This is a genomic window from Azospirillum sp. TSH20 (assembly GCF_003115935.1).
Lineage (GTDB): Bacteria > Pseudomonadota > Alphaproteobacteria > Azospirillales > Azospirillaceae > Azospirillum.
Genome location: NZ_LGQU01000150.1, coordinates 1 through 26064, shown reverse-complemented (window position 1 = coordinate 26064; position 26064 = coordinate 1). Strand labels below are relative to the sequence as shown.

Here is a 26064-nt window from a genome sequence, read left to right as displayed (position 1 = left end):
CCCTTGAGGTCCGCGTCTTCCCTGGAGTGCCCCATGGATCGCGGCATGCGCCGCGGCCTGCCGCCGCAGCCACCGGCGGCGCCCCGGCGCATCGGACCAGATAAGACGGAGCGACGAATGTTCCCGGCCGACGAACTGTTCACGCGCTACACGCAGAATTACGAGACCCGCCGCGAGACCGAGATGTCCCTGATGGACTATCTCCAGCTGTGCCGCGACGACCCCATGTCCTACGCCTCGGCCTCCGAACGCATCCTGGCCGCCATCGGCGAACCGGAGGTGGTCGACACGGCCCGCGACCCGCGGCTTGGCCGCATCTTCATGAACCGGACCATCAAGGTCTATCCCGCCTTCTCCGAGTTCTACGGCATGGAAGAGACGATCGAACGGATCGTCGGCTTCTTCCGCCACGCAGCCCAAGGCTTGGAAGAGCGCAAGCAGATCCTCTACCTGCTGGGCCCGGTCGGCGGCGGCAAGTCGTCGCTGGCGGAGCGGCTGAAGTCGCTTGTGGAGAAATGCCCGATCTACGTCCTGAAGGCCGGCAAGGAGATCAGCCCGATCTTCGAAAGCCCGCTCGGCCTGTTCAACCCCGACGAGATCGGCGACGAGCTTGAGGAACGCTTCGGCATCCCGAAGCGCCGCCTGACCGGGCTGATGAGCCCCTGGGCGGTCAAGCGCCTCGACGAATTCGGCGGCGACATCAACCGCTTCAAGGTGGTGAAGCTGCATCCCAGCAAGCTGCGCCAGATCGGCGTGACCAAGACCGAGCCGGGCGACGAGAACAACCAGGACATCTCGTCCCTGGTCGGCAAGGTCGACATCCGCAAGCTGGAGATCTACAGCCAGAACGATCCCGACGCCTACAGCTTCTCCGGCGGCCTGAACCGGGCGACCCAGGGCATGCTGGAATTCGTCGAGATGTTCAAGGCGCCGATCAAGATGCTGCACCCCCTGCTGACCGCGACGCAGGAGGGCAACTATGTCGGGTCCGAGAATATCGGCGCCATCCCCTTCCAGGGCGTGATCCTGGCCCACTCCAACGAGGCGGAGTGGCAGACCTTCAAGAACAACAAGAACAACGAAGCCTTCATCGACCGCATCTGCGTCATCAAGGTCCCCTACTGCCTGCGGGTGGCGGAAGAGCAGAAGATCTACGAGAAGCTGGTCCGCAGTTCCGATCTGGCGACCGCGCCCTGCGCCCCGGCGACGCTGGAGATGCTGGCCCGCTTCTCGGTGCTGTCGCGCCTGCGCGAGCATCCGAACAGCAGCTTCTACAGCAAGATGCGGGTCTATGACGGCGAAAGCGTCAAGGAAACCGATCCCAAAGCCAAGTCGATGCAGGAGTACAAGGATCAGGCCGGCGTCGACGAGGGCATGGGCGGCATCTCCACCCGCTTCGCCTTCAAGGTCCTGGCCTCCACCTTCAACTACGACTCGACGGAGATCTCGGCCGATCCGGTGCATCTGATGTATGTGCTGGAACAGGCGATCAAGCGCGAACAGTTCCCGGAGGAGACGGAGAAGAAGTACGTCGAGTTCATCAAGGCCGAACTCGCTCCGCGCTATGCCGAATTCATCGGCAATGAGATCCAGAAGGCCTATCTGGAATCCTACTCCGATTATGGCCAGAACCTGTTCGACCGCTACGTGGACTATGCCGACGCCTGGATCGAGGACCAGGACTTCAAGGATCCCGACACCGGCCAGCTGATGAACCGCGAGCTGCTGAACCAGGAGCTGACCAAGATCGAGAAGCCGGCGGGCATCGCCAACCCGAAGGACTTCCGCAACGAGGTGGTGAAGTTCGCCCTGCGTGCCCGCGCGGCGAATGCCGGCCGCAACCCGTCCTGGACCTCCTACGAGAAGATCCGCGAGGTGATCGAGAAGCGGATGTTCAGCCAGGTCGAGGATCTGCTGCCGGTCATCAGCTTCGGCTCGAAGAAGGACGGCGAGACCGAGAAGAAGCACACCGAGTTCGTCTCGCGCATGATGTCGCGCGGCTACACCGAGCGGCAGGTCCGCCGGCTGGTCGAGTGGTACATGCGGGTGAAGCAGGCGGGCTGAGGCCGAAGGGCTGAGGCAGGCACGCTGACGGGGTGCATAATTGCCGCGGGGCGGGGTGTTGCAACGCCCCGCGGCGACCCCACTGTCATAGAATGCTGTCAGAGTTCGAAGGCCGCGTGACGAAACGGGTGGGAGGGCCAGCCCCTTGATGAACATCATCGACCGTCGCCTGAACCCGCAAGGCAAGAGCCTGGCCAACCGCCAGCGCTTCCTGCGCCGTGCCAAGGAACAGGTGGTCAAGGCGGTCCGCGACGCCTCCGGCAAGCGGGGCATCCAGGATATCGAGAACGGCGAGAAGGTGACGATCGCCGCGGGCGGGGTGCGCGAACCGTCCTTCCACCGCGCCTCCCAAGGCGGGGTGCGCGACTATGTCGTGCCCGGCAACAAGGAATATGTGGAAGGCGACACCATCCAGCGCCCGGACGGCGGCGGTGGCGGCCGCGGCAGCGAAGGCAGCGCCGATGGCGAGGGCGAGGACGAGTTCCGCTTCGTCCTGTCGCGCGACGAGTTCCTCGACATCTTCCTGGAGGATCTGGAGCTTCCCGATCTGGTGAAGCAGAAGGTCAAGCAGTCCGAATCGCACACGCTGACGCGGGCCGGCTATTCGGTGTCGGGTTCACCCGCCAACCTCAATCTTGTCCGCACCATGCGGAACAGCCTGTCGCGCCGCATCGCGCTGAAGCGCCCCAAGCGCGACGAGATCCGCGAGCTGGAGGAGTTGCTGCGCGAAGCCGAGGAGGCCGGCGAGGATGCCGACCAGATCCAGGCGCTGCGCGAACAGCTGGAACACATCGTCCTGCGCTCCAAGCGCATTCCCTTCATCGACCCGATCGACGTCCGCTACAACCGGTTCGAATCGGTGCCGAAGCCGATCGCCCAGGCGGTGATGTTCTGCCTGATGGACGTGTCCGGTTCGATGACCGAGCACATGAAGGATCTGGCCAAGCGCTTCTTCATGCTGCTGTACCTGTTCCTGCGGCGGCGGTACCGGTCGGTCGACATCGTCTTCATCCGCCACACCCACGAGGCCAAGGAGGTCGACGAGGAAACCTTCTTCTACTCCACCGAGACCGGCGGCACCGTGGTGTCCACCGCGCTGGAGGAGATGCAGAAGGTCGTGCAGGAGCGCTACCCGCACAATGAATGGAACATCTACGCCGCCCAGGCGTCGGACGGCGACAACATGTCGTCGGACAACGCCAAGTCGGCGACCCTGCTGCGCGACGTGATCCTGCCGATGTGCCAGTATTTCGCCTACATCGAGGTGGCGGCGGAACACAACATGGGCCTGTCGGCGCTGGGCCGCGAGACGGAACTGTGGCGCACCTACAAGCAGGTGCAGAGCCCGGAACGCCCGCTGGCGATGCGCCGCGTCCGCTCCCGCCGGGAGATCTTCCCGGTCTTCCGCGAGCTGTTCGCCCGCGAGAAGGCAGGAGCGTAAGGGGATAAAGGGAAATCACCGCCCCCATCCCGTAGCCGGGAGGGCGGTAGGGGGAGATCGAGAATGACCGCTGTGATCACCAGACCCGACGCGCTGCTGTATGACGGCGTCGAGTGGGATTACGACAAGATCAAGCGCGTCTACGACGCCGTCGAGCACATCGCGCTGAAGGAGATGGGCCTCGACGTCTATCCCAACCAGATCGAGGTCATCACCGCCGAGCAGATGCTCGACGCCTATTCGTCCATCGGCATGCCGCTGATGTACAAGCACTGGTCCTTCGGCAAGCATTTCGCCCGCGACGAGATGATGTACCGCAAGGGCTACCGCGGCCTGGCCTACGAGATCGTCATCAACTCCAGCCCCTGCATCAGCTACATCATGGAAGAAAACACCATGACGATGCAGACGCTGGTGATCGCCCACGCCGCCTTCGGCCACAATCATTTCTTCAAGAACAACCAGCTGTTCCAGCAATGGACCGACGCCCAGGGCATCCTGGACTATCTGGAATTCGCCAAGACCTACATCACCCATTGCGAGGAACGCTACGGCCATGCCGCGGTGGAGCGGGTGCTGGACGCCGCCCATGCGCTGATGAGCCAGGGTGTCCACAAGTATCCGAAGAAGCGCTCCGACCTGCGGACCGAGCAGCGGCGCGAGCGCGAGCGGCAGGAATATCAGGACCAGACCTTCAACGATCTGTGGCGCACGGTGCCGAAGCCGACCGCCGGCCAGCGTCCGGCCAAGTCGGTGTCGGAACGCAAGAAGCTGCTGGGACTGCCTGAGGAGAACATCCTCTATTTCCTGGAGAAGAAGGCGCCGCGGCTGGAGCATTGGCAGCGCGAGATCCTGCGCATCGTCCGCCACATCTCCCAGTATTTCTATCCGCAGAAACAGACCAAGGTGATGAACGAGGGCTGCGCCACCTACGTCCATTACCAGATCATGAGCCGCCTGCACGAGACCGGCCAGATCAGCGAAGGCGCCTTCCTGGAGTTCCTGCACTCGCACACGTCCGTGGTGTTCCAGCCGGAGTTCGACGACAAGCGCTTCTCCGGCCTGAACCCCTACGCGATCGGCTTCGCGATGATGCAGGACATCGCCCGCATCGCCGAGAAGCCGACCGACGAGGACCGCCAGTGGTTTCCCGACCTCGCCGGCCAGGGCGACGGCATGGCGGCGGTGCGCGAGGCCTGGGCCAATTTCCGCGACGAGAGCTTCATCCTGCAATATCTCAGCCCGCACCTGATGCGAAAGCTGAAGCTGTTCAGCGTGCGCGACGACGCGGAGGACCCCTATCTGCTGGTCGATCACATCCACAACGAGCGCGGTTACCGTGACATCCGCAAGAAGCTGGCCCGCCAGTACGACCTTGGCTATTTGGAACCGGACATCCAGATCGTCGACGTCGACCTTGCCGGCGACCGCAAGCTGATCCTGCAGCACCGCGTCACCAACGGCGTGCTGCTGGACGAGAGCGACGCCAAGGCGGTGCTGCGCCACATCGCCAACCTGTGGGGCTACGAGGTTCAGCTGATCGAAGTGTCGGCCATCTCCGAAGCGATCCTGAAGGAACACGCCGTGACGGCGCCCAGCGGGATCGGCGTGATGTGACGTATAGGACCGGCTCCGCTACACTTCCGCCGGCAATGCAGCCACTGGGCAATGCAGGGGGGAGCGATGGCGGAGGATCTGTTGGGCGGAGCGGGGCCGGTCGGACTGGTCAGGGCGAGGCACGGCCTGATGATGTACCGGCGCACCGACAGCGTCGTCGGCCGGTCGCTGGACTATTACGGCGAGTATTTCGAGCAGGAGGTCGCGCTGTTCCGCCAGTGCGTCCGGGCCGGCGACCGGGTGATCGACGTCGGCGCCAACATCGGCGCCCACACGGTGGCGCTGGCCCGGCTGGTCGGCCCCACCGGCCGGGTTCTGGCACTGGAGCCGATCGACGCCAACCATCGGCTGCTGTGCGGCAATCTGGCGCTGAACGGGCTGGACTGGGCGGACGGCATGCTGGCTGCCGCCGGGGCCGCCGATGGGGTGCTGCATCTTGCCGGCGTGGCGATGGACGCGGAGGGCAATTACGGCGCGTTGTCGCTTGACGCCTTGGCCGGCGACCGGCCGGTGCCGGTTCATCGGTTGGATGGTCTGGCTCCTGACGGAGCGGGCCGTATCCGTCTGATCAAGATTGATGTCGAGGGGATGGAGGCCGAGGTTCTGGAGGGCGCGCGCGGCCTGATCGCCCGCGACCGTCCGGTCCTCTATGTGGAGAATGACCGGCCGGACAAGTCGGCGGCCCTGATCCGCCTGCTGGGGGAACTGGGCTATGCCTGCTATTGGTATCTGCCCGCCTTCCACAATCCCGCCAACTTCGCCGGCCGGTCCGAGCCGATCTTCGGCCATGGGCTGGTCGACAACGGCACGGAGATCCAGGTGCTTGGCATGGGGATCAACCTGTTCTGCCTGCCGGCAGAGGCGGGCGCGCGCATCAACGGACTGCTGCCCGTCGCCGGTCCGGACGAACATCCGCTGCGTCGCGGCCATAACGGGCGTTTCATTGGTGGTTGAGGGCGGCGGTTGAGGGCGCGGTCAGCGCTCCGGTTCGGGTTTGATGCCGGTCTCCTTCATGGCGTGTATCAGGTCCAGCATCACGGTGCTGATGTCGGGGAAGGACAGGGCCACCGCGCGGCGGTCGGGGTCGAGGCGCACCACATGGGCGATCTGCCGGCCGCCGACGCGATGGCTGGTCTTATCGGGACCGATGGTCTCCGGAATTTCCGGGCAATACAGCTCCAGCCGCAGCTTGCCGCCGACGGCGTGGGCGAACTCCTCCGGCGGCAGGTCGACCAGCAGGCCGCGGGTCGACCAGTTGATCGTCGTGCAGCGCCGCCCCTCCGCCTCCACCGCCAGCACCGGGTCCATGTAGCGGATGGCGCGGCGGCGCTCGATGCCGTTGGGCGGCTTGGCGCCGACATCGTGCTGGTCCAGCTTGTGCTTGGCCGCCTGCTTGGTGCGGTCGTCCACCCCGTCCTTGCTGGTCATCAGCGTCGCCTGCACGCGCCGCTCGACACCGTGGCGGAACTCGTCGTCGGCGCCGAAGCGCAGGGCCTTGGCGAAATGGTCCTTGGCCCGGGTCAGCAGCGCGTTGCGTCCCTTTTCGTCACCGCGATGGCCGCAGCGTTCGGCCTGGATCAGCAGCGAATCGACGCTGCGCTGATAGGCGCCGCGCTGGACGGCGCGGGTCAGCTCGCGGAACTCGGCGGCGCGCAGGCTGGGGAATTCCCGGGTCTTCAGCAGCCCGGCCATTGCTTCCGCCAGCGAATCGACGCGGGCGGGGTCGCCGGTCTCCGCCTCCCGGCGCAGGGTCCGTATCGCTTCCTCCGCCTTGCGAAGCAGCTGATCTTCCAGTTTCCGGCGCTGGTCGGCGTCCATCACGGGCATGGCGCGGCCCTCCACGGAGGCGGTTTCATAAGGATACAGCAGGTCGGCGGCGGGTGACAGCCGACAGTTGTGGTTAACGGTCCACCTGCGGGGCGCCCCAGTAGGAGCGGACCCGATTTTCCTTTGCCTTGTGAGTGCCTTCTTATCTGTGGTGACAAACGGGACGGGTAGCGGGAGTGGGCGAGTGATGGACAAGAACAAGAATAATATGGCGGGTGCGGATACCGAACCGGACTTGCTGGCCGCTGCCCTGACCGATCTGCTGGGGGAGGAGAGCGCGAGCCCCGCCCCGGCCGGGGCCGCCATCGTCGCCTTCGTCCGTGGCCGCGGGGCCGATGCGGAGCCGGTCCGCACGCTGGTGCTGCGGCGGAAGCCCGCGCGCGGCGGGGTGGCGGCTGATCCGGCCGACCGGCGCGCCCTGGTCTACAGCCTGACCAAGACCATCCTCGCCGCCGCCGTGCTGCGGCTGGCCGCGCGTGGCGTGGTCGATCTCGACGGGCCGGCGGAGCACTGGCTGCCGGAACTGGGCAGGCGGCCGGTGTCGGTCAGCGTGGCGCAGATCCTGACCCACCGCGCCGGGCTGCCCGACTATGGCGGCCGGGCCGATTACCATGCTGCCGTCGCCGCCGGCGCGGAGCCCTGGAGCGGCGACGAGTTCCTGGGGCGTTGCGGGGTGGAGGGGGTGCCGGTCGGCAGCTTCGCCTATTCCAACATCGGCTATCTGCTGATCGGCCGGCTGCTGGAGCGGGCGGGCGGCGCCCCGCTGGCGGAGCTGCTGGCGAGCGAGGTCTTCGGCCCGCTCAGGCTGTCCAGCGCCTCGCTTCTGCGCGACCGCTCCGACCTCGCGGGGCTGTTCTTCGGCCCGAGCCCGACCTTCGGCGGGGCTTCGGTGATTGATGCCTATCATCCCGGCTGGGTGTCGCATGGGGTGGTGGCGATGACGGCCGCCGATGCCTGCCGCCTCATTCACGGCCTGACCGGGGACTATCTGCCGGACGCGCTGCTGCGGCGGATGCGGGACGGGCTGCCGGTCGGCGGGCCGATGGGCGGGCGGCCCTGGGTCGAGCCGTCCTATGGGCTCGGCATGATGGTGGAGCTGGACCCGGTGGCCGGACCCTATTGGGGCCACACCGGCGGCGGTCCGGGGGTGACGCCGGCCGCCTATCACGCGCCGGGGCCGGTCCCGGTCTCCGTCGCCGTCTTCCTGGATGGCGAGGACGGCAACCTCGCCGAATGGATGGCGGTGGAGGTGCTGCACCGGTTGCGCGGCGTGCGATAGGGCGGCAGGCAACACAGCTCCTGCTTGTTCAGGATGGCGGCGATCCCATCTCCTCTCCAGGGGACAATCCCCCGCTTCCCGGCGTAGACTCGGGAAGGCGGCGGTGCCGGGCGAAACCGGTCACCGGGACGAAGAACTCAGGGGAGGAACCGCGCGATGGGAGATGCCGCCCGCAAGCTGCCCGATTATCCATGGCTGGCCTCGTACCCGCCAACGGTGGATTGGGCGATGCCCATCCCGGCCCGGCCGCTGACCGAGTTGCTGGAGGGCGCCGTCGCCCGCCACGGCGACAAGCCCTGCCTGAACTTCCTGGGCAAGCGCACCAGCTATCGCGAACTGGGGCGGCTGGTCGACCGCGCCGCCCGCGGCTTCCAGGCGATCGGGGTGGGGAAGGGCACGCGGGTCGGGCTGTTCCTGCCCAACACGCCCTATTACGTCATCGCCTTCTTCGCCATCCTGAAGGCCGGCGGCACGGTGGTGAACTTCAACCCGCTCTATGCCGAGCGCGAACTGATCCACCAGATCGGCGACAGCGACATCGACCTGATGGTCACGCTGGACCTCAAGCTGCTCTACGGCAAGATGGCGCGGATGCTGGAGGAAACCGGGCTGAAGCGGCTGGTGATCTGCCGCATGGCCGACATCCTGCCCTTCCCGAAGAACTGGCTGTTCCCCATCGCCAAGCGGGCGGAGATCGCGGCGATCCCGCGCGACGACCGCCACATTCCCTTCGCCAGCCTGATCGCCAACGACGGCCGGCCGACCCCGATCGCCATCGACGCGCAGGAGGATGTCGCGGTGCTGCAATACACCGGCGGCACCACCGGCGTGCCCAAGGGCGCGATGCTGACCCACGCCAACCTCTACGCCAACACCATCCAGTGCGCGACGTGGTACGCGGCGAAGGAGCGCAAACCCGGTGAGGGCGGCACCGAAGACGGGCAGGAGCGCATGTTGGGCGTGCTGCCGCTGTTCCATGTCTTCGCCATGACCGCGGTGATGAATTTCGGTCTGCATCTGGGGGCGGAGATCGTCCTGCTGCCGCGCTTCGAACTGGAGCAGGTGATGCGCACCCTGCAGACGGAGCGGATCACCCTGTTCCCCGCCGTGCCGACCATCTACACCGCGATCAACCACCATAAGCATCTGGAGAAGTTCGATCTGTCGTCGATCCGCTTCTGCATGTCGGGCGGGGCGCCGCTGCCGCTGGAGGTGAAGGAGGCGTTCGAGCGCACGACCGGCTGCACCCTGGTCGAGGGCTATGGCCTGTCGGAATGCTCGCCCGTCGCCACCGTCAATCCGGCAGTGCTGCATTCGGACAAGAAGGGCTCCATCGGCCTGCCGCTGCCCGGCACCATCGTCGAGATCGTCAGCCTGGAGGAACCGCGCCGCGTCCTGCCGCCGGGCGAGAAGGGCGAGGTCTGCATCCGCGGGCCGCAGGTGATGAAGGGCTACTGGCGCCGCCCGGCCGAGACGGCGCAGACGCTGGTCGACGGCCGGCTGCACACCGGCGATGTCGGGGTGATGGACGAGGACGGCTACACCACCATCGTCGACCGCATCAAGGACATGATCCTGTGCAGCGGCTTCAACGTCTATCCCCGCAATGTGGAGGAGGCGATCTACCTGCACCCGGCGGTCGCCGAATGCGTGGTGGCCGGATTGCCGGACGAGTATCGCGGCCAGACGGTGAAGGCCTATGTCCGGCTGGACGATGGCCAGACCCTGACCGCCGAGGAACTGCACGCCTTCCTGAAGGACAAGCTGTCGCCCATCGAGATGCCGAAAGTCGTGGAATTCCGCCAGGAGCTGCCCAAGACCATGATCGGAAAACTGTCCCGCAAGGCCCTGCTGGACGAGGAACAAAGCAAACGGAGCACCGCCGCGAAGGGTGGCGCCGCATGAGCGCTGATGACCGGAAGGATGGCCGGAAGGCGGTGCGCGTCCGCATCCAGGGCAAGGTGCAGGGGGTGTGGTATCGCGGCTGGACCGTCGATCAGGCGGACAGGCTCGGCCTGACCGGCTGGGTGCGCAACCGTAGCGACGGCACTGTGGAGGCTCTGTTCGCCGGCCCCGCCGACGCCGTCGACCGCATGCTGGACGCCTGCCGCCGCGGCCCGCCGTCGGCCATCGTCCGCGACGTGGTATCCGAACCGGAGCAGGACCCCGGCATGGCCGGCTTCGAGCAGCGGCCGACCGCGTAGGTTCCGCATTAGCGTTCCGCTAACCATGATGGCGGCATGCTGGCTGCTGTGTTTGGTTTGGGAAACGGTAGCCGGATGACCGCCAGGAAACCGGATGTGGCCGGCATGACGGCCATGCTCACCGGCGTCTTCGCCAAGGCGGCGGAGGCGAAGGGCAAGGCTGTCCGTGCGCCTGTGGCCGCGCCGGCGCCGAAGGCCCCCGCCGCGCCGGGACGCGGCGACCCGGCCGTTCGCCTCAGCCTGGGGCCGGAGGCGGTGCAGGATGCGCCGGCGCGGCCGTCCGAAGCTCCATCAGCCGACCTTGCCGACCGGCTGGGGCCGGCGATCCAGGCGCTGGCGCGCGATCTGGGGCGGTTGCTGGCCGCCTTCGGCATGGACGGGAGCGATGCCGCCGCTGCCGAAGCCGCGTTCGTCGCCCGCTTCGGTGAGGCGGAGCGCCGGGCCGCCGTCTTGGCGCTGGACGGACCGGCCGGCGAATTGCGGCCTCTGGGCGAAGATGCCCGGCAGGATGTGGCGGTGGACCTGCGGGGGATCGGCCTCGCCTTGGCCCATGGGCATGTGGATGTCAGGCTGGCCGACGCGGCCCTGGTGCTGGCGCGGGTGCCGGCCGAGGAGAAGGGCGAGGGGCTGGCCGCCATGCTCGGCGTCCTCCGCTCCGCCATCCGTCCGGGCCGGGGGCTGACGGTCGAGACCGACCGGGTCGCCATCGACGATCTCGGCCGCGTCATGGCGGCGCTGAGCGGGGCGATGGCCGGGCCGCCGCAGGGGCTGGAAGGCACGGTGACGTTGCAGCCGTTGGGTGCGCCGGCCGAAGGCGGAGCGCTGGACCTGTCGCTGTCGCTCTCCGGACGGCTGGGGGAGGTGGCCGCTGCTGCGCCATCCGTTCAAATGCCTGCCAAGGAGAAAGCAGTCGGCGAGGTCAAGGAGCGTGGGTTCGATGTCCGGATTTGATGCGCCCGTCAAGGCAGCCCTCTGGCTGTGCGGGCTGACGCTGCTGGGGGTTACCCCGGCGCTGGCCGGTGCGCTGGAACGGACGGAGCCCGGCCATCAGGCGCCGCCGCAGCCGGGGTCCAGCCTGCCCATCGCGCCGCCGATCGTGCAATACGCGCTGCCGTCGCAGTGGATGACGATCCGGTCCAAGGAGGACTGGCGCAAGGCCGGCAAGTTCGAGAAGGACCTGAGCAAGGACTGCGCCGCCCTGCGCTTCAACGAGATCGAGCCGATGCGCTTCCGCGCCTATTACAAGGGCGAGGTGCTGGGCGTCGCCTTCGGCCATGGTCTGAACCTGCACGATCCCGGCAAGAAGGCCGACCGCAAGAAGATCTACCTGTTCCGCAACGGCGATTCGACCGGCTGCACCGTGCAGTCGATGGACAATCAGGACCCGCGTGTGAACCCCGCCGGCACCCAGGCGGGCACCCCGGCCGCCGGCGGGTTCAAGAAGTACTAGGCGTCCCCGTCGCCGTCCTCCTCGCCCCGCATCGGGCCGCCGAACACCTCCGGCCACGCCGCGATCAGGGCGGAATCGACATCCTCCATCGTCACCAGCTGCCCGAGAGCCACGATGGAGGTGACGCCATGCTCGGCGATGCCGCAGGGGACGATGCCGCCGAAATGGGACAGGTCCGGCTCCACGTTCAGGGCGATGCCGTGGAAGCTGACCCAGCGCCGCACCCGCACGCCGATGGCGGCGATCTTGTCCTCCTGGCCCTTCAGCCCGCCATAGGGCTGCTTGTCGACCCAGATGCCGACGCGGCCCTCGCGCCGCTCGCCCCTGATGTTGAAGGCGGCGAGCGTGCGGATGATCCATTCCTCCAGATCGCGGACGAAGCCGCGGATGTCGGCGCCGCGCTTCTTCAGGTCCAGCATGACGTAGGCCACGCGCTGTCCCGGCCCATGATAGGTGTACTGGCCGCCGCGCCCGCTGCGGTAGACCGGGAAGCGGTCGGCCTCAAGCAGATCCTCGTCGCGCGCGCTGGTGCCGGCGGTGTAGAGCGGCGGATGCTCCAGCAGCCAGACCAGCTCCGGCGCGGTGCCGGCGCGGATCGCCTCGACGCGCGCCTCCATCTCGGCGATGGCGTCGGGGTAGGGCACCGGCTGGTCGGAGATGCGCCACTCGATCTGCTGCTGGGCCGGCTGCGGGGCGGGCATGTCGGGCTGACTGGCGGACAGGCTGGTCGGGGAGGTCATTCGATCCGGTCTCTGATGGCGTCGGCGGGCGGTGTGGGCGGTGAGGGCGGAGCGGCCGGAGGGCCGTCCCGAATTTTTCTTCGCAGACGATGATTGTAACGCTTGATCGGCCATCGGGAAGCTGATATCTACCCGCTCCACCCGATGAGGCGCGCGAGCGAGCGTCGGGGACTACCAGCCTGATGCGGTCGTGGCGGAATTGGTAGACGCGCAGCGTTGAGGTCGCTGTGGGGCAACCCGTGGAAGTTCGAGTCTTCTCGACCGCACCACTCTCCCATGCAGATGGGACCATCCCGGGGATACGGGAACACCGAAAAGCCCGCAGGTCGCAAGACCGAGCGGGCTTTTTCGTATCCGGGCCTCACCCCGCCAGCGCGTGCAGCAGCTTGGACGCTCCCCCGGCGGCGCGGCGGACATCCTCGAACAGTACCATCATCTCGTAGATCACCAGGAAGGCGGCGCCGTAGAACCAGGGGCGCCAGCGTTCCTCCACCCAGGCGACCAGACGGTGGATGCCGCCCATCGGCAGCAGCCGGGCGACGGCAAAGGCGCTGAGCATGCCGATCAGGGCGCCGCCGGTGACGTCGCCCGGATAATGCAGGCCCAGATAGACCCGCGGCAGCGCGATCACCAGCGCCGCCCATAGGCAGGCCAGCAACCCCCACAGGCGCGAAGCGCGGAGGAAGGTGGCGGCCAGCGCGAAGCCCAGCGCGGCGTTGTCGCTGGGGAAGGAACTCCAGTTCTTCAGGGCGTCGCGGCTCTGGCCGATCGGCGGGACGAAGGAGAGGCCGACATCGTGCAGCGGGCGCGGCCGGGCCGGCATCACCGCCTGGATCAGGATGGACGCCGCCACCGCCAGCACCACCGCGGTGATGGCGTCCACCACCAGCCGGCGCCCGGCCTCCGTCTCCTCCCGGCGGAACCACAGCCACCACAGGGCGGCGCTGAACAGCCCCAGCTTGATCAGATAGATGTTGGCGATCCCGCGCACCGCCATGTCCAACGCCGCGCTGTGGCCCGCGAACTGGTTCAGCCACAGCAGCAGCGACTGGTCGAGACGATGCAGGTACTCCACAGGCGCTCCAAAGGTGGGGGGTACGGGAGCGGCCAGTGTTGCGATTTTATGACAGGGTGGGTCAACGGCGCATCGGAAGGCGCCGTCCGGGACCGGGGCGAGCGGTTCGGGGTGCCACCCTCCCCGATTTTGGGCCGTGCGGAAGGCGTGGCCGGGTCAGCGGAACTCGATGTAGCGGTCCAGCGTGGCGCGGCGCAGCGCGCGGACGATGTGCGGGGCGGCACCGCTGGCGACGATGTGACCACCGGCCTCGCGGCAGCGGTTCGCCAGGATGAACATCATCCCGATGGCGGCGGAATCGATGAAGGTGACGAAGCGCAGATCGATCGGGACCACCGGGCTGGCCGCGAAGTCCCAGTCGCGCAACATGTCGTGAAAGCGGGTGCCGTCCTCGTAGGTGCAGCGGCCGGACAGCAGGATGCCGTCGCGACCGCCGACGGTGGTGAAGGCATACTCCATCGGTGCTTTCGGTCCCCCTCCCCATCCCGCGCCGCCGTGGATGCGGCGCGAGACGCATGGGAACATGAAGGGTCGCGGCGGTGCAAGGATATGGTGGCAAATGCGGCCAATGCCGCCGTGCCTGCCGGTTTCCGCCGAACCGGGCTGGACAAACCGGGGTGGCGCCTCTATGTCGGGGGCGCTTCCGCCGTCACCGGTCCCGTCCCTTGACGGACGGCTCCCGGCACCGGCCGGAAGGCTTCCACAACCCGCAAACCCCGAACGCCGGCCCCAAGCGCCATCGGCCCCGTCCGATGTCGCGGAGCCGTCCCGTCGTTACCATGCCGCCGGCCACCCGGCTCAGGCATGCGGGGGATGCATCGTCGAAGGGAGGGTGCCGGCATGCACACCGATCCCCACACGCCGGATCTGCGGCCGGACGGCGCTGCCCACGCCCACGCCCAAGCCCGCCCGCATGCGGGTCCCGAGGCGGACGACGAACGTCCCTACGGCGTCGAGCCGGAGTTCGTGGAAGAGATCGTCGGCCTGCTGCGCGCCCGTGAACGCGAGGCCGTGCTGGCGCGGCTGGACGGGCTGCATGCCGCCGACATCGCCGACCTGATCGAACAGGCGGAGCCGGCCGAACGCGCCGACCTGATCGACCTGCTTCCCGCCGCGCTGGACGGCGAGGTGCTGTCCTACCTGAACCCCGATCTCCGCGAAGCGCTGATCGAACGGTTCGAGCCGCAGGAGCTGGCCGCCGCCGTCGCCGACCTCGACACCGACGACGCGGTGGAACTGATCGAGGATCTGGACGCCGAGACGCGCGCGCAGATCCTGGCGAACCTGCCCGACGCCGAACGCGCCCTGGTGCAGGAGAACCTGACCTACGACGAGGACAGCGCCGGCCGCATGATGCAGCGAGAGCTGGTCGCGGTGCCGGAATTCTGGACGGTCGGCAAGACCATCGACTTCGTGCGTGCGGCGACCGACACGCTGCCGGAGGATTTCTACGACATCTTCATCGTCGACCCGATGCACCGGGTGGTGGGGGCGGTGCCGCTGTCGCGCCTGCTGCGCCAGCGCCGTGCCGTGCGCATCGCCGATCTGGTGACCGGCGAGGTCGACTCCATCCCCGCCACCATGGAACGGGCGGAGGTGGCGAACCTGTTCCGCCAATATGCGCTGGTCTCCGCGCCGGTGGTCGATGCCGCCGGCCGGCTGATCGGCGTCATCACCGTCGACGACGTCGTCCGCATCATCGACGAGGAGGCGGAGGACGATCTGCGCAAGCTGAGCGGGTCGGGCGACACCGGCGTGTTCAGCGGCATCGCCGACATTGCCCGCAGCCGTGTCGGCTGGCTGACCATCAACCTCGCCACCGCCTTCCTGGCGTCCGGCGTCATCTCGCTGTTCGAGGGCACCATCGAGCAGATCGTGGCGCTGGCGGTGCTGATGCCGATCGTCGCCTCGATGGGCGGCAATGCCGGCACCCAGACGCTGACCGTCGTCGTCCGCGCGCTGGCGACGCACGACCTGTCGTCGGCCAATGCGCTGCGCGTGGTGGGCAAGGAACTGCTGGTCGGGTTGATCAACGGCGGCATCTTCGCGGTGATGGTCGGTGCGATCGCGCTGGTCTGGTACGGCCCGCTGATCGGCATCGTCATCGGGCTCGCCATGATCATCAATCTGGTCGTGGCGGGGCTGAGCGGTGCGCTGATCCCGCTGGGGCTGGAGAAGCTCGGCGTCGATCCGGCGGTGTCGAGCGCGGTGTTCCTGACGACGGTGACGGACGTCGTCGGCTTCCTGGCCTTCCTGGGACTGGCGTCGGTGTTTTTGTTGTAGGGGGCTCTTGATATGGGGGCGGCGGCCTCGCCGGCGGGAAGAACCGATTCCGCTTGTGGGGCCAGCGAAACATTGGCATAAGGCAAGCCATAGGCCTGGGGTGCCGTGCGGTGGTCGCGCGGCTGAGAACACACCCATCGAACCTGTCTGGGTAATTCCAGCGAAGGGAGCCGCCGCATGATCCATGCGCCAAAGTCATCTCCATTTTCGGCACATCCATCTTCCGTCTCCGGAATCCGTCCGTCCGCTGCCGGTCCATCCGTCGCCATCATCGGTGCCGGCTGCATCGGTCTCGCCATCGCCTGGAGGCTGGCGTCGGCCGGCTGCCGCGTCGATCTGTTCGAGCGGGGAGAGGCCGGGCGCGGCGCCACCCATGCCGCCGGCGGCATGCTGGCCGCCTGCGTCGAAACCGAACCGGGCGAGGAGGGGCTGCTGCCGCTGACCCGCGCCTCGCAGGCGCTGTGGCCGGACTTCGCCCGCGATCTTGAAGCCGCGAGCGGCATGGCGGTCGATCTGCGCAGCGAAGGCACCATGGTCATCGCGCTCAACGCTGACGATGCCGCCAAGGTCCGTTTCCTGCACGGTTTCCAGCGCGACCTGGGCCTGCCGGTGGAGTGGCTGAGCGGGGCCGAGGTGCGGCGGCGCGAACCCTTCCTGCAACCGGGCGTCGCCGGTGCCCTGTTCTGTGCCGGCGACCATCAGGTCGACAACCGCAAGGTCGCGGCCGCCCTGCGCCGCGCCGCTCTGGCCGCCGGTGCCCGCCTGCACGAACAGTGCGGCGAGGTGGCGCTGGCGGTGGAGGGCGGTCGCGCCGTGGGTGTGCGGGTTGCTGCAACATTGCACCGGGCCGACCGGGTGGTTCTGGCTGCCGGGGCATGGTCGGCCGGAGTGCCGGGACTGCCGCCCGCCGCCATGCCGCCGGTGCGGCCGGTGAAAGGGCAGATGGTCTGCCTGCGGATGGACCAGCGACTGCCGCTGCTGCGCCATGTGGTGTGGACGCCCGGCACCTACCTGATCCCGCGGCTGGACGGCCGGCTGCTGATCGGCGCGACGACGGAGGAGCGCGGCTTCGATGACCGTCTGACCGCCGGCGGGCAGTTCGCCCTGCTGGAGGGGGCATGGCGGGCGCTGCCCGGCATCGCCGAACTGCCGATCGAGGAGGCCTGGGTTGGGTTCCGCCCCGGCAGCCGCGACGATGCGCCGATCCTGGGCGACAGCGGCATTCCCGGCCTGATCCACGCCACCGGCCACCACCGCAACGGCATCCTGCTGACTCCGGTGACCGCCGACGGCATCGCCCGGCTGGTGCTGACCGGCGAGACCGACCCGCTGCTGCGCCCCTTCGCCGCCGACCGCTTCGTTGCGGCGGGAGCGGCGGCATGAGCGCCATCCGCATCAATGGCCGCGAAGAGCCGCTTTCCGCCGCGTCGCTGGCCGAGCTTCTGGCTGGTCGCGGCATCGCCGAGGGTGCGCAGGGGGTCGCCGTCGCGCTGAACGGCGCCGTCGTCCCCCGCCGCCGCTGGCCCGAAACCCGGCTCCAGCCCGGCGACAGCCTGGAAATCGTCCGCCCGATCCAAGGCGGCTGACCTTCCTACACCTCCCTCTCCCGCCCCGGGAGAGGGAAGGGGCCCAAGCGCAGCTTGGGAAGGGTGAGGGGTGGGGCAAGGATCAAAATCCAAGTTCGGACATCCCCTCACCCTCCCCACGCCTTCGGCGCGGGTCCCCTCCCTCTCCCGGGGCGGGAGAGGGCCTTCTAAAAGGCACTCCCCATGTCCCAATCCGACATCCTCACCATTGCTGGGCGCAACCTCGGGTCGCGCCTCTTCCTAGGCACCGCCGGCTATCCGAATCAGCAGGTGATGCTCGACGCGCTGGCGGCCAGCGGCAGCGAGCTGGTCACGCTGGCGATCCGGCGCATCAGCCTGGACGGCTATTCGGAAAGCCTCGTCGACGTGCTGGCCCGTGCCACTGCCGGGCGGCCGACCGGCCCGGTCGGGCTGCTGCCCAACACCGCCGGCTGCATGACCGCCAAGGAAGCCGTTCTGACCGCCCAGCTGTCGCGCGAGGCGCTCGATACGCCCTGGATCAAGCTGGAGGTCATCGGCGACCGCGAACTGCTCTATCCCGATGTGGAGGAACTGCTGCGCGCGACGGAGGAACTGGTCAATGACGGCTTCGTCGTGCTGCCTTATTGCAACGACGACCCCGTGACCTGCCGCAAGCTGGCCGATCTCGGCGCGGCGGCGGTGATGCCGCTGGGCGCCTTCATCGGCTCGGGCATGGGCATCCGCAACCCGCACGCCATCGAGACGATCTGCGCCCGCAGCCCCGTGCCGGTGGTGCTGGACGCCGGCATCGGCACCGCATCCGACGCCGCTCTGGCGATGGAGCTGGGCTGCGCCGCCGTGCTGCTGAACACGGCGGTGTCGAAGGCGCGCGATCCGGTGCGAATGGCGGCGGCGATGCGCGACGCGGTCAGCGCCGGCCGCGCCGCTTATCTGGCCGGCCGCATGCCGATGCGCGCCCATGCCGAACCGTCCAGCCCGCAGATGGGCCTGATCGGCAGCTGAGATCGGCAGCTGACCTATGGGGATACGGGCTTGATCCGGCGGGGCGGCTGTCGCAGGCTGTCCCGCGACGTCCCCTTGCCGGAGTGCTTCGCCTTGGCCGACACCTTCGTTCCCCGCGACCCCGACTGGAAGGCGCGCTGTCTCGCCTCCTTCGAACAGCAGCCGATCTGCCGGACTCTCGGCATCGAGTTGACGGCGGTCGAGCCGGGATTCTGCGAGATGCGGCTGCCGTTCCGCCCCGAGCTGACGCAGCAGCACGGCTTCTTCCATGCCGGCATGGTCAGCACGCTGGCCGACAATGCCGGCGGCTATGCCGCCTACAGCCTGATGCCGGCGGGCGCCGAAGTTCTGGCGGTGGAGTTCAAGATCAACCTGATGGCGCCGGCCAAGGGCGACGTCATGATCGCCCGCGCCCGTGTGGTGAAGCCGGGGCGCACCCTGACGATCACCCAGGTCGAGGTGTCGATGCTGGACGGCGGCGCGGAGAAGGATTGCGCCCTGATGCAGCAGACCGCCATCTGTATGTTGCCGAAGTGACGGTTCAACCGGTTCGAAAGGGTTCTCCGATGCTCTCTGCACGCCTGCTACCTGCCGCCCTTCTGCTGGCCGGCGGTTTCGCCGTACTGGCCGCCGCCCCGGCGGAGGCCAAGGATCCGCCATCCTGCGCCGCCATCTCCTTCCGCGCTCTGCCCGGCGGCGCGCCGGACGGCGAACAGGATGCCGGTCTCTACAAGTCGCGCTTCGGCAAGATCGAGGTGAAGGCCGACGTCAAGGGCGGGCAGGCGACCAACTATTATATGGTGCTGAACGGCAAGAAGGTGGACGGCCCGGCCACCCCGCCGAAGATGTCGGACGCCTGCCTGAAGTCCAAGCACGTCAAGCTGCCCTTCGCCAAGCAGCCGCAGGGCACCTGCACCGGCAGCCGCTTCCGCGTCGTCGTCGACCGCTCCAGCGGCAAGCCGGTCGCCGCCTTCTTCGGCCTGCAGGGCGAGGATTGGGCCTATTGCAGCGCGACGACGCTGTAGGAGTTAGACCCCCACCGAACCTCCCCCGCTCTCAGCGGACCCACGGTCCGCCTGCCGAGTCAGCACAAAGCGAAGCTTTGTGCGAGAGCTGGGCGGGGGAGGGACTGCCGCCACTCTCCCGCATCAGCACTTGTTCCCTCCCCCGCCCAGCGGGGGAGGGTTAGGGTGGGGGCATCGTCAGCCGACACCCCCCCCTCAGATCGCCAAAGCCTTCACCCGCTCGCGCAGCGTCTGCCGCGCCGCTTCCGCCTCGTTGCGGGCGGTGCCCAAGTCCCGCGCCAGCGCGTCCAGGCGGTTCTCCGCCTCCGCCATCTTGGCAAGCGTCCGCTTGTGCAGGTCGCTGCCCGCCGGCAGGGCCTTCAGGTTCTCGCGCAGGCGGTCCTGGTCGGCGATGCGCTCCGTCCGCTCGCGCTCCAACTCGGCGATGCGACGCTCCTTCTCGGCGACGGCGGCGCGCAGACCGGCCAGCGTGGTCAGCGCCTGACGAACCTCCGCCGGCAATTCGGGGGCGGAGGCGCGGGCGGCGATCTGGTCGGCGGTCAGGTCGGTCAGGACGATCCGCTCCTGCCGCGGCCGTTCCAGCGTGGCGGTCAGCGTCACCGTCTTGCCGGCCGGCACCGCCAGCGGCAGACGATAGGCGGTGGCGGTCGCCTCCGGCTTGCCGTTCGCCGGTTCGGCCAGGTCCCAGCCGGGACGGCGCGGATGCTCGATCACGACATCGCGGTCGGCGTCCGGGGCACCGGCCACCGTATAGGTCGTGCTCTGCCGGTCGATCACCGACAGGGTCAGCACACCGTCGGCGATGGTGGCGCGGGACAGCCGGCGGCTCGGCTTCTCCTCGCGGTCGACGGTCACTGCCTGATCGACGGCGAAGGACAGCAGCCGGCTCTCGCCCGCCGGCAGGGTCGCCATCCGGGCATCGCCGACATAAGCGCTGTTCGCCGAGCCTCTGTCATAGAAGGTCAGCAGCCCCGGCGGCAGGGCGGTGTCGCCGTCGTTGCGCAGCCGCAGGGAGGCCAGCGGGTGGCGGGCGTCGGTGGCCGGCTGGTAGAGCGCCACCCGCTCCACCGGCAGGGTGCTCGCGGCGATCGGCATCATCAGCGTCCCGCCATTCGGCACGCTGACCGGCTGCGGGTAATGGAACAGCACCTGGGCGCCCTCCGCCGCACCGGCCTCGGCACCCTGCACCGCGGCCATCGCCGGCGTTCCCGCGGCGCTGCCGTAGGGGGCGACCTTCGCCAGCGCTTCACCCATCGGCGCCGGAGCCGGCGCGCCGGGCATCGGCGCCGGAGCGGCCATGGCCGTGGCGGGCGGCGCCCCGGCACGCGAGGCCTCCGACTGCGACCGCATCGCCGGGCGGGCGTCGTTCAGCGTCACCGCTCCCTCGTCGGCGCTGGGCAGCACGCGGCCGAGCACCTCCACCGGCACCTCCGGCCGCTCGACGAAATAGGGGGTGTAGAGCGCCTGGCGCAGGGTCACCGGGTTGCCCGACACCACCGTCAGGTCGACTCCGCGCCAATCCTCGCCGCTCAGATTCTCCAGCACCGCCCAGCCCTGCAGTGCGCCGTTGCCCTTATCCGCCTGCCCGTTTTGCCCCTGCCCGTTTTGCCCCTGTCCGTTTTGGCCTTGTCCGGTGCCGAGGCTGAGCCGATAGGTCGCCTTCCACAGCGGCATCTCCGCGACAAAGCCGACCCGGACCCGCCGCTCGCCGGCCGCCTGCCCATCCTGCGGCGCCCGGCTGTGGACGGTCAGCCGCCGCCGCTCGCGCCGGGCGTTCTCCGCCACCGCCGACAGCGCGCGGTCGATCTGCGCCTGCACCGCCGGATCCGTGAAGCGCAGCGCGTCGGCCTCCTCCAGCACCAGCTGGCGCAGTCCCTCGGCCGTCATCAGCGTCACGCGGTGGCGCGTGGTGGTGGCGCCGTCGTTCCCCGGCAGCCGCACCGTCTCCTCCGTCACCGACATCAGCCGGCCGGTCAATTGGCGGGAGCCGCCGGTCGTCACCTCCGCCCCGCGCATCGCATTCAGCAATGCGGCGGGAGAGGTGAGGTCGTCGGCCGAGAAGGGCAGCTCGCGGAAGGCGGTGTCCAGCGGTTCGGCTCCCGGCAGGGCGATGGTGCCGACCCCGCCCTTGTCGTCATAGACGACGATGCTCTTCAGCACGTCGTCGACCTGATCGCGCCGCACCTCCAGCGACAGGTCGGCGTCGCCGCTCACCGTCGCCTCATATTCGAAATAGCCGACGCCGCCGGTGGACAGCAGGACCCGCGTCAGCGCCAGCTGCCCGCCGGCCGGCCCGCCTGTCGCGGCAAGCGCCGCCGGGGCCGCCATCAGCAGGGCAGTGGAGGCGAGAAGGATGGCGCGGGTCATGATGGGTCTCTCCGTGTTGTGACTCCCGACTGCCGACATAGGCGCGAAATCGGGCGGGATTAGGGAGAGCGCAACAGGAGGGCTTCCAAAAGTCCGGACAGGTCAGGGGGCCGCCGCCAGCCAGCGTTCCATCATCATGCGCCACAGCGGCGCGCCGCCGTGGGCTGCGATCTGGGCCGCGACCTGTGCGGCACCGGGCATGCAACCGGAATGATGGGCGCAACGCTCCGTCGCCGGACGGCGGTGGCCGTCGGCGGGCAGCCGCCTTGCCGCCCTGCAATGGGTTTGGCCGTGGGACTGGCCGTGGGGCGCGGTGCGGTGGGGCGGCATCGGTGTCGCCTGGGCGTTGCAGCCGGACATGATGATGGTCTTGCCGACGGTCCTCAGCCCAGCCGCCCGACCGAGCGCGCCGAGTCGAGGTGGCGCCTCGCCTCCCCCAGCAGCAGCCGGTGCTGCGCCAGCGTTTCGCGGATCGAGCCATGCTGGCCATAGACCCGCACCTCGTTCAGAAGACGGTCGGCGCGGTCGAGCAGGGCCAGGCGCTCCAGGCAATGATCGATGTTCGACATGGCGGTGCTTCCCCATCACGGCATTGGTCCGGCGCCCACAGGCGGTCCGCCGTCCCCTGGTCGATGGTCTGCATTTAAACCGCAGCTTGTTTCTGGTTAATGTCCGCGCAACGGTATTTTTATGTCGCCGGTGCAGGACGCGGTTTCAACCAACTCATGTGGTCGGCGAATCGGCCGCGGCTGTTACGGGGTTGTAACGCATTGCGTGCCGCTCGCGCGTGAGATAAGAAGATTTGGGGAGGTAACAGGCATGCACATTCTCGCTGTCGACGACGACGAGCCGATTCGGGAGCTTTTGGCCTCATATCTGGCGGGAGAGGGCTACCGGGTCACGACGGCGCAGGACACCGCATCGGCCCGGCAGGCTTTGGATGGCGACCCTGTCGACCTCGTGGTCTGCGATTTGCGCCTGCCCGACGGCGACGGGCTGGGCCTCGTCCGCCAGATCCGCACCGAATCGCAGATTCCCGTCATCATCCTCTCCTCCAAGGACCAGGACGTCGACCGCATCGTCGGGCTGGAACTGGGGGCCGACGATTACCTGACCAAGCCGTTCAACCCGCGCGAACTGCTGGCCCGCATCAAGGCGGTCCTGCGCCGCGTCTCCAGCGACGCCCGCCCGGCCCGCAGCGCGGACGAGCTGCGCGCCGTCGTGCAGTTCGCCAATTGGGAACTCGACCTCACCGCCCAGCGCCTGCGAGGGCAGGAGGGGCGCGAGGTGGAGTTGACCAAGGCGGAGTTCGGCCTGCTGGCGGCCTTCGTCAAGCGGCCGCAGCGGGTGCTGACCCGCGACCAGCTGCTCGACCTCACCCGCGTCGACGGGGCGGAGGTGTTCGACCGGTCCATCGACGTGCTGATCCTGCGCCTGCGCCGCAAGATCGAGGCGAACCCGAAGGAGCCCCGCATCATCAAGACCGAACGCGGCGCCGGCTACGTCTTCGATGCCAAGGTGCGCACGGTCTGACGGGATGGCCGGGCCGTTCGGGGATTGCGCCTTCCCCGGGCGCCCCCCGGACGCTCCTCTGGACGCTGTCCCGCGCCCGCGTTAGCCTTTCCGGAAAACCTGTCGGAGAGGAAACGCGCGTGCCGGACCCGATCGATTTCTATTTCGACTTCGCCTCGCCCTACGGCTATTTCGCCAGCCTGCGCATCGACGAGCTGGCGGGGAAGCATGGCCGTACCGTCACCTGGCGCCCGGTCCTTCTCGGGGCGATCTTCAAGGTGACGGGCATGAAGCCCAACCTGCAGCAGCCCTTGCGCGGCGAATATCTGACCCATGACGTCGGCCGCATCGCCCGGTTGACCGGCGCTCCCTTCACCTTCCCCGATTCGGCCCCTGTCAATGGCGTCGCCGCCTCGCGCGCCTTCTATTGGCTGACCGACGAGCATCCGGAACAGGCGAAGCTGCTGGCCCACGCGCTCTTCCATGCCCATTTCGGCGAGGGGCGGGACATCGGCCCGGCCGACACGGTGGCGGAGATCGCGGCGAAGACCCTGGGCAGCGTCGGCATCGACCGTGCCGCGGTGGCCGCCGCCATCCAGGACCCGGCGGTCAAGGACCGGCTGCGCACCGAAACCGACGATGCGGTGGAGCGCGGCGTCTTCGGCTCGCCCTTCTTCATCGTCGACGGCGAACCCTTCTGGGGCTGGGACCGCCTCGACATGGTCGACCGCTGGCTCGCCACCGGCGGCTGGTAGGGCAGGGCGGAATCCGCAGGTAGAGCTGCGGAAAATACTGACTCCCGGGGCGGGCAAACCGCTATAACTGCGGAATAGGACCTTCGTCCGGGCACCGGGTCTGGTGTCTGTTTCCGTTTCGGTTTGCCGCCCCATGGACCAGATCGTTCCCGACCGTCGCCCCCGGACGACCAGCGCGCCGCCGGCGGTTCCTCCCGGCAGTTCCGGCGGCAACGGCCATGGGGGCGCTCACGGCGGACCTCATGGAGCCAGGGGCGCATCCAAATCCTGGCTGGGCGGGGCGTTGCTGACGGCCCTGCTGCTCGGCCTGATCGCGCTGTCGATCCGGTCGGTGTCCGGCAATCTGACCTTCGTGCTGCTGGGATCGGTCGGCCTCGTGATCGGCGCCTTCCACTATCTGTTTCCGGGCAGCCAGTTCTTCACGCTGGCGCTGACCAACTTCATCGGCGTCTATGCCTGCATCTTCGTCTTCTTTCTGGAAAGCAACTTCCACAACATCAGTCCGCTGATCCAGAGCGTCGCCTTCGTCCTGCCGCTGGTCGCCTTCCTGGGCGGGGCCTGGTGGCGGGCGGAGGACATCCGGCGGATCGTGATGTCGCGGCGATTGCGGGAGGGGGGACATTTCGACCGCGTCTTCCTGTGGATGGCGCCGGTCTGGGGCATCGGCGCCCTGACCTTCCTGGTGCCCGAACAGGACATGGACACCCAGACGATCGGCGCGATCTTCCTACTGGCCATGTCGGCCATCTCCGCCATCGTCGCCCTGGTGTCGCGCGACATCGCCATCTTCCTGCTCGACGCCGGCCTGCTGTTCGAAGGATTCTTCCAGCAATCGGCACGTCTGGTCCTGCCGGCCTTCGCTTTCCTGACCTTCTATTCGCTCTGCATCATCCTGTTCGGCGCCATCTACACCATCATGGACCGCTTCATGGCGGAGCCGAACTTCGTCATCGAAGGCGTCAGGCGCGACCTGACCTTCTCCGAGGGGATCTATTTCTCCATCGTGACCTTCGCCACCGTCGGCTATGGCGACATTCACCCGGTGTCCGGGCCGGTCCGTCTGGTCTGCGGCATCGAGATCGTCATGGGTGTGCTGCTGCTGCTGTTCGGCTTCAGCGCCATCATCGGCCATGCCCGGCCGACCAACCGGTCGGACCGCAACGATCCGCTTTGAGCACAGATCCGCCCGGCGGTCTCGGCAGACGGACAATCCTGCATAGCGCACTATGTCAGGGGGCGCGCTATGTTGGGCGCGGTTCCGTTCTTCACGTCAGAGATTTCAGCGTCCCCATGCCACTCCATCTCATCAAGCTCGCTGTCGGTGTCCGCGACCTCGACCATCTGGCGGAGTTGCAGGACCGCCGCGCCGTAATGGCCGACGGCCAGACCCGCATCCCCGTCTACACCCGCCGCCTGCCCAAGCGCGGCGACGAACTGCTGGCCGGCGGCTCGATCTATTGGGTCATCAAGGGCAGCGTCCTGGTGCGTCAGCCGATCCTCGCCATCGACACCGCCGCCGACGAGGAGGGGGAGAGCTACTGCACCCTGCAGATCGCCGCCGATCGGGTGCAGACGGTGCCGACCCCGCATCGCCCCTTCCAGGGCTGGCGCTACCTGACGGCCGAGGCCGCCCCCCAGGATCTTTCAGCCGCCGGCGGGGCGGGGGACGAGTTGCCGGCCGATATGGCGGCTGAACTGCGGGCGCTCGGCCTGCTCTGACGGAAACATCAGTCGGTTCAGCGAACATAAAAATACGGGAGGCGACGAAAAAAGCGCTTGCGTGGTTTGGGGAAGGGCGCCTATAACCCGCTCCACCGACGGCGGGGCGCTGATTGAGGCGCGGCGCTGGCGGCAG

Annotated in this window: 26 protein-coding genes, 1 tRNA gene and 1 riboswitch; of the genes, 20 read left to right on the top strand and 7 right to left on the bottom strand. The window is 68.3% G+C overall.

The window, feature by feature from the left end; translation table 11 throughout:
- The first annotated feature begins 117 nt into the window (after positions 1-117).
- The 4 genes from TSH20_RS31860 (at position 118) to TSH20_RS31845 (ending at position 6076) form a co-directional block, all read left to right on the top strand.
- Positions 118-2064: a PrkA family serine protein kinase gene (locus tag TSH20_RS31860; RefSeq protein WP_085087846.1), complete on the top strand. Its 1947-nt coding sequence runs from the start codon at positions 118-120 to the stop codon at positions 2062-2064.
- Between the two features lie 148 nt (positions 2065-2212).
- Positions 2213-3505, top strand: a complete 1293-nt coding sequence (locus tag TSH20_RS31855; RefSeq protein ID WP_109151665.1) for a YeaH/YhbH family protein — start codon at positions 2213-2215, stop codon at positions 3503-3505.
- A gap of 63 nt (positions 3506-3568) precedes the next feature.
- A complete protein-coding gene (locus tag TSH20_RS31850; protein ID WP_109156938.1) occupies positions 3569-5122 on the top strand; it encodes a SpoVR family protein in 1554 nt (517 codons plus the stop codon).
- A gap of 66 nt (positions 5123-5188) precedes the next feature.
- Positions 5189-6076: an FkbM family methyltransferase gene (locus tag TSH20_RS31845; protein WP_247871497.1), complete on the top strand. Its 888-nt coding sequence runs from the start codon at positions 5189-5191 to the stop codon at positions 6074-6076.
- 21 nt (positions 6077-6097) lie between these two features.
- Here TSH20_RS31845 and TSH20_RS31840 read toward each other — a convergent pair whose 3' ends face one another.
- A complete protein-coding gene (locus TSH20_RS31840) occupies positions 6098-6949 on the bottom strand; it encodes a hypothetical protein (protein ID WP_109156936.1) in 852 nt (283 codons plus the stop codon).
- A gap of 187 nt (positions 6950-7136) precedes the next feature.
- On the opposite strand from TSH20_RS31840, the gene TSH20_RS31835 reads away from it, so the two are divergent.
- The 5 genes from TSH20_RS31835 (at position 7137) to TSH20_RS31815 (ending at position 11882) form a co-directional block, all read left to right on the top strand.
- Positions 7137-8228: a serine hydrolase domain-containing protein gene (locus tag TSH20_RS31835; RefSeq protein ID WP_247871496.1), complete on the top strand. Its 1092-nt coding sequence runs from the start codon at positions 7137-7139 to the stop codon at positions 8226-8228.
- 156 nt (positions 8229-8384) lie between these two features.
- A complete protein-coding gene (locus TSH20_RS31830; protein WP_109156935.1) occupies positions 8385-10133 on the top strand; it encodes a long-chain fatty acid--CoA ligase in 1749 nt (582 codons plus the stop codon).
- Entirely contained in the window at positions 10130-10432 is a 303-nt protein-coding gene (locus tag TSH20_RS31825; protein ID WP_109156934.1) for an acylphosphatase, read from the top strand. Before TSH20_RS31830 ends, TSH20_RS31825 begins: the two co-directional genes overlap by 4 nt.
- 105 nt (positions 10433-10537) lie before the next feature.
- Positions 10538-11383 carry a hypothetical protein gene (locus tag TSH20_RS31820; protein ID WP_247871495.1) on the top strand — a complete coding sequence of 282 codons (846 nt, stop codon included), beginning with the start codon at positions 10538-10540 and terminating at the stop codon, positions 11381-11383.
- Positions 11370-11882: a hypothetical protein gene (locus tag TSH20_RS31815; RefSeq protein ID WP_109156932.1), complete on the top strand. Its 513-nt coding sequence runs from the start codon at positions 11370-11372 to the stop codon at positions 11880-11882. The genes TSH20_RS31820 and TSH20_RS31815 overlap by 14 nt, the downstream gene beginning before the upstream one ends.
- Here TSH20_RS31815 and lipB read toward each other — a convergent pair.
- Positions 11879-12583, bottom strand: coding sequence for a lipoyl(octanoyl) transferase LipB (lipB, locus tag TSH20_RS31810; protein WP_199232063.1), 705 nt, complete (start codon positions 12581-12583; stop codon positions 11879-11881). The genes TSH20_RS31815 and lipB overlap by 4 nt on opposite strands.
- Before the next feature lie 223 nt (positions 12584-12806).
- Here lipB and TSH20_RS31805 point away from each other — a divergent pair.
- Positions 12807-12891 (top strand) — tRNA-Leu (locus TSH20_RS31805).
- A gap of 92 nt (positions 12892-12983) precedes the next feature.
- Here TSH20_RS31805 and TSH20_RS31800 read toward each other — a convergent pair.
- On the bottom strand, positions 12984-13697 hold the full coding sequence (locus TSH20_RS31800; RefSeq protein ID WP_158282102.1) for a phosphatase PAP2 family protein: 714 nt from the start codon (positions 13695-13697) through the stop codon (positions 12984-12986).
- 156 nt (positions 13698-13853) lie between these two features.
- Complete coding sequence (locus TSH20_RS31795; RefSeq protein ID WP_085087879.1) at positions 13854-14156, bottom strand: STAS domain-containing protein; 303 nt, start codon at positions 14154-14156, stop codon at positions 13854-13856.
- A gap of 381 nt (positions 14157-14537) precedes the next feature.
- Here TSH20_RS31795 and mgtE point away from each other — a divergent pair, with 381 nt between their 5' ends.
- The 6 genes from mgtE to TSH20_RS31765 all read left to right on the top strand — a co-directional run bounded on the left by mgtE (position 14538) and on the right by TSH20_RS31765 (position 19575).
- Complete coding sequence (gene mgtE, locus TSH20_RS31790; RefSeq protein WP_109156929.1) at positions 14538-15980, top strand: magnesium transporter; 1443 nt, start codon at positions 14538-14540, stop codon at positions 15978-15980.
- 86 nt (positions 15981-16066) lie between these two features.
- A riboswitch (TPP riboswitch) is annotated at positions 16067-16166 on the top strand.
- Positions 16158-17363, top strand: coding sequence for a glycine oxidase ThiO (gene thiO, locus TSH20_RS31785; RefSeq protein ID WP_199232062.1), 1206 nt, complete (start codon positions 16158-16160; stop codon positions 17361-17363). (Overlaps the previous riboswitch by 9 nt.)
- On the top strand, positions 17360-17566 hold the full coding sequence (gene thiS / locus TSH20_RS31780; protein ID WP_109156928.1) for a sulfur carrier protein ThiS: 207 nt from the start codon (positions 17360-17362) through the stop codon (positions 17564-17566). Before thiO ends, thiS begins: the two co-directional genes overlap by 4 nt.
- Positions 17567-17749: 183 nt before the next feature.
- A complete protein-coding gene (locus TSH20_RS31775) occupies positions 17750-18550 on the top strand; it encodes a thiazole synthase (protein WP_109156927.1) in 801 nt (266 codons plus the stop codon).
- A gap of 93 nt (positions 18551-18643) precedes the next feature.
- Positions 18644-19087 (top strand): PaaI family thioesterase, encoded by a 444-nt coding sequence (locus TSH20_RS31770; RefSeq protein ID WP_109156950.1) that lies wholly within the window; start codon positions 18644-18646, stop codon positions 19085-19087.
- Positions 19088-19116: 29 nt separating this feature from the next.
- Positions 19117-19575: a hypothetical protein gene (locus TSH20_RS31765; RefSeq protein ID WP_109156926.1), complete on the top strand. Its 459-nt coding sequence runs from the start codon at positions 19117-19119 to the stop codon at positions 19573-19575.
- A gap of 195 nt (positions 19576-19770) precedes the next feature.
- Here TSH20_RS31765 and TSH20_RS31760 read toward each other — a convergent pair whose 3' ends face one another.
- From TSH20_RS31760 to TSH20_RS31755, 3 genes are all read right to left on the bottom strand, one after another.
- A complete protein-coding gene (locus TSH20_RS31760; protein WP_109156925.1) occupies positions 19771-21942 on the bottom strand; it encodes a hypothetical protein in 2172 nt (723 codons plus the stop codon).
- Positions 21943-22044: 102 nt separating this feature from the next.
- Entirely contained in the window at positions 22045-22302 is a 258-nt protein-coding gene (locus tag TSH20_RS34805) for a hypothetical protein (protein ID WP_146205413.1), read from the bottom strand.
- A gap of 23 nt (positions 22303-22325) precedes the next feature.
- Positions 22326-22511: a hypothetical protein gene (locus tag TSH20_RS31755; RefSeq protein ID WP_109151646.1), complete on the bottom strand. Its 186-nt coding sequence runs from the start codon at positions 22509-22511 to the stop codon at positions 22326-22328.
- A gap of 250 nt (positions 22512-22761) precedes the next feature.
- On the opposite strand from TSH20_RS31755, the gene TSH20_RS31750 reads away from it, so the two are divergent.
- From TSH20_RS31750 to TSH20_RS31735, 4 genes are all read left to right on the top strand, one after another.
- On the top strand, positions 22762-23475 hold the full coding sequence (locus TSH20_RS31750; protein ID WP_109156924.1) for a response regulator transcription factor: 714 nt from the start codon (positions 22762-22764) through the stop codon (positions 23473-23475).
- 119 nt (positions 23476-23594) lie between these two features.
- Positions 23595-24209, top strand: coding sequence for a 2-hydroxychromene-2-carboxylate isomerase (locus tag TSH20_RS31745; RefSeq protein WP_109156923.1), 615 nt, complete (start codon positions 23595-23597; stop codon positions 24207-24209).
- Between the two features lie 133 nt (positions 24210-24342).
- On the top strand, positions 24343-25383 hold the full coding sequence (locus tag TSH20_RS31740; protein ID WP_109156922.1) for a potassium channel family protein: 1041 nt from the start codon (positions 24343-24345) through the stop codon (positions 25381-25383).
- A gap of 116 nt (positions 25384-25499) precedes the next feature.
- The gene (locus TSH20_RS31735) at positions 25500-25928 is read left to right on the top strand and encodes a DUF1489 domain-containing protein (RefSeq protein WP_109156921.1); all 429 of its coding nucleotides are present in this window, start codon (positions 25500-25502) and stop codon (positions 25926-25928) included.
- Positions 25929-26064 lie beyond the last annotated feature (136 nt).